The following is a 3,091-nucleotide window of genomic DNA, read 5'->3' on the forward strand; positions in this document are numbered from 1 at the left end:
TATGGAAGAGCAGTCCCGGTGTTTAGATGTCCCAACTGTGGACATGTTGGAAGTGCTGGGCAAGGAGGTGGAGGCATTACTCCAATGATGGATCTTCCTAAAAAAGATGACGACTCCCAAATTAGAGTTATTTTCAATCAATCTTATAGGTGTTGCGCGAATTGTGGTTATCAAAATATCATCCCAGCCGGAGAAATATATCTTTGTAAGTGTCCCAACTGTTTAACTAAACTTAACGCTAATGCTCTCGGTAGAACTCAGTGCACCCCCTGCGGTCACATTTTTGATTTGAAGGAAAAAAAAGGGTGTTTCATCGCCACAGCTGCTTATGGAACACCTCTATCAGAAGACGTTTTATTGTTGCGTAAGTTAAGAGATGACTGGCTTATAAATAAGTGTTGGGGAAGAATTTTTGTGCAGGTATATTACCAAATCTCACCTTTTTTTGCTGATTTCATAAAACAAAGGCCCTTATATCAATCTTTTGTCAGGAAATTATTAAGACCTCTGATTTGGTTCCTTAAAAGAACTTACAAAAAATGACACTCGTAATGGAACCTGACCGTTTTTCGCAGACCCGCACCAGATAAGCAAATACGTTGTCAGGTCAAAGGAGGCGTTATGAAAAAGAATCTTTTCTGGATTGTGGCTGTGCTGCTTTACGCCATAGTTCTCACCGGCTGCTCTGCCAGCTGGTCCATCGGCAAGTAAGTCCATCGTCATTGCACGGAAAGTTGTTTGTGCCAGGATTGCGGGCCGAAACACCGGTATTCTGTGTGCTGGGGAAGGAATAAAATATTCCGGAGAGATGATATGGAACAAAAAGAGATTAAGAGCGGGGAACTGGATACTGATAAATTTATTGCAGAAAAGATCAAGGAAATTTCAGAAAGGGTCGGAGATGGAACCGCCATTACCGCCCTTTCCGGTGGAGTTGATTCTGCAGTGGTCACTGTTTTAGGTCACAAAGCCCTGGGCGTGAAACTCAAAACCTATTTTGTCGAAAATGGTTTAATGCGACAGGATGAAGCCCGGAAGGTCGCTGAAATTTTTAAAGAATTTGGAATTCCCGTCGAGATAGTAGACGCAAAAAAAGAATTTTTTGACGCCCTGAAAGATGTCGTTGACCCGGAAGAAAAGAGAGAAGCGATTACCCAGGCTTTCTACAAAAAGGTCTTTGGACGGTTGGTCGTGGACAGCGGAGCAAAACATCTCTTACAGGGAACAATTTTGACCGACATAGACGAAACGGTGGCCGGAGTTAAAAGACAACATAATGTCTTTGAGCAGTTGGGCATAGACCCCCAGAAGGCGTTCGGTTACCAAATTCTTGAACCCCTACGACAAATCCGTAAGGACGGGGTGAGAAAGGTGGCCAGGGCGCTTGGCCTGCCGGAATCAATTTATAACCGGATGCCCTTCCCCGGACCGGCTCTGGCGGCGCGGGTAATTGGAGAAGTTACACCGGAAAAGATAGAACTGGTCAGAAAAGCGACCGTTGTTATCGAAGAAGAACTGGCCGGCACGGAAGCGTTTCAGTATCTGGCGATTCTGCACCAGGACAAAGTCACCGGAATGCGTGACGGAAAAAGAGATTTCGGTCTACAGATTGAAATCAGGTGCTGGAGCAGCATTGACGCAAGGACGGCGGCGCCAACCAGATTGGCCTGGGAGAAACTGGAAAAGATTGGAAATCGAATGACGACCGAGGTACCCGGTGTGGTTAGCGTGACTTATAATATAGCGGCAAAACCACCGTCAACGATGGAAGCGATTTAATACCGATTCGCCTTCAATCATATAGCATCGTTGCCTTGCTCTCTGATTGAATTCAAACCGGTATACTCTGTTTTTGAACGCAAATTTGTGCCATTCCCGCCGGTAGAAAAATTCAGATTGTGTTAGAGGGGAAATTAGGAGCGGACTTGAAAAACTCCCTGATATTGAACTGGCCGGGTTTGATTGAGGAAAAGAAAGTAGTGCGACCCTTTAGGGTCGCCTGTAGGGGAGGGGTTGCATCCCCTCCCTCATCTTTATTTCTGTATGCACCAAACAAGGATTCGCAGTGTCATTGCGAGCGTAATTCGCGCGGCAAGCTCGTTTTATGTAGCGCACAGGGCTCGGTAGTTTTTGAAAGAGGTGTATAATGAAAAGGAAAGAAGACTTCTCCCCAGAGAAGTGGGAAAGAGGAGATGCATGGAATCCTTACAAGATTAGCTAAATTTCATTCGCTAACAACATACGGGGACTTGGTTAAAATGATGCACGCTATATCCTTAAAGCCAAACGATTCTGCATTAGGTAAGATGATAGGAGGAATTTCTAAAAGAGAAGAAATCGCTGAAAATCCAATGCTTTAAGTGCTATAGTGGTTCAAGTTACGAATGGAAGACCGGTAAAGGTTTCTTCAAATTAGCTCAAAAACTTAGACGCAATATTGCTGACCGTGATCGGCTTTGGATAGACGAATCACATAAAGCATATCTACATTGGCGCGGATTGTGAATTAATTTCGGATCTTATTTGGACTTAAAGGAAGGGAATGATTTTAAAAAATTTACAAAAGCGTTCTTTTCTTCAGTAGTTCTTTCTCTGAAGTGATAAAGTAGTGTCTTTTCCGAAACGATATCTTCTGTAAAATGCTTTGCTTTCTCTTCTTTTAACAACTCACTTAGGGTTAAATCTAGAGCTTCCGCAATTTTAGTAGCCGTTGTTAGTGTAGTATGTTTCGTTCCTCGTTCAATTTGACCTAGAAAATTAATGCTAATCTTGGACTTGAAAGCTAACCGCTCTTGACTTAATCGTAATTTATTGCGCTCTTCTCTTATTCTCTTCCCTAATATTAAGTAGATTTTCTCCATTATTTCCCCTGAAGTTAATTTTACTCTTAACATCCTCGCTTGATAAGTATCTAACGGTATTTATACGATAGTTGACTTTCAGATACTTAATAGATTAAAATTAAGATTTGTAAGACTAATCAACCGTCTTGGTTGCGACAGTTCAGTGTCTGAAGATTTTTTGGTATTCGTGTGGGTGATATGCGACAATTATAATTACCGGTCAACGACAATTAGAATTACCGGAAAAA

At 42.5% G+C, this 3,091-nt stretch carries 4 protein-coding genes; 3 read left to right on the plus strand and 1 reads right to left on the minus strand.

Annotation, left to right across the window (positions count from 1 at the left end):
* The 3 genes from Q7J27_11645 to Q7J27_11655 all read left to right on the plus strand — a co-directional run.
* A partial coding sequence (locus Q7J27_11645; protein MDO9529792.1) for a CFI-box-CTERM domain-containing protein occupies positions 1–543 on the plus strand: 543 nt, incomplete at its 5' end.
* Between the two features lie 270 nt (positions 544–813).
* A complete protein-coding gene (locus Q7J27_11650) occupies positions 814–1,779 on the plus strand; it encodes an asparagine synthase-related protein (protein MDO9529793.1) in 966 nt (321 codons plus the stop codon).
* 413 nt (positions 1,780–2,192) lie between these two features.
* Positions 2,193–2,360, plus strand: a complete 168-nt coding sequence (locus Q7J27_11655; GenBank protein ID MDO9529794.1) for a hypothetical protein — start codon at positions 2,193–2,195, stop codon at positions 2,358–2,360.
* A gap of 159 nt (positions 2,361–2,519) precedes the next feature.
* On the opposite strand, the gene Q7J27_11660 is transcribed toward Q7J27_11655, so the two are convergent.
* Positions 2,520–2,861 carry a helix-turn-helix transcriptional regulator gene (locus Q7J27_11660; protein MDO9529795.1) on the minus strand — a complete coding sequence of 114 codons (342 nt, stop codon included), beginning with the start codon at positions 2,859–2,861 and terminating at the stop codon, positions 2,520–2,522.
* Between the last annotated feature and the right edge of the window lie 230 nt (positions 2,862–3,091).

It is taken from the genome of Syntrophales bacterium, from assembly GCA_030655775.1.
In the GTDB taxonomy this organism is placed as follows: domain Bacteria; phylum Desulfobacterota; class Syntrophia; order Syntrophales; family JADFWA01; genus JAUSPI01.

Coding starts and splice junctions, on each gene's coding strand:
- Q7J27_11650 (MDO9529793.1), top strand. CDS start 814: ATGGAACAAAAAGAGATTAAGAGCGGGGAACTGGATACTGATAAATTT.
- Q7J27_11655 (MDO9529794.1), top strand. CDS start 2,193: ATGCATGGAATCCTTACAAGATTAGCTAAATTTCATTCGCTAACAACA.
- Q7J27_11660 (MDO9529795.1), bottom strand. CDS start 2,861: ATGGAGAAAATCTACTTAATATTAGGGAAGAGAATAAGAGAAGAGCGC.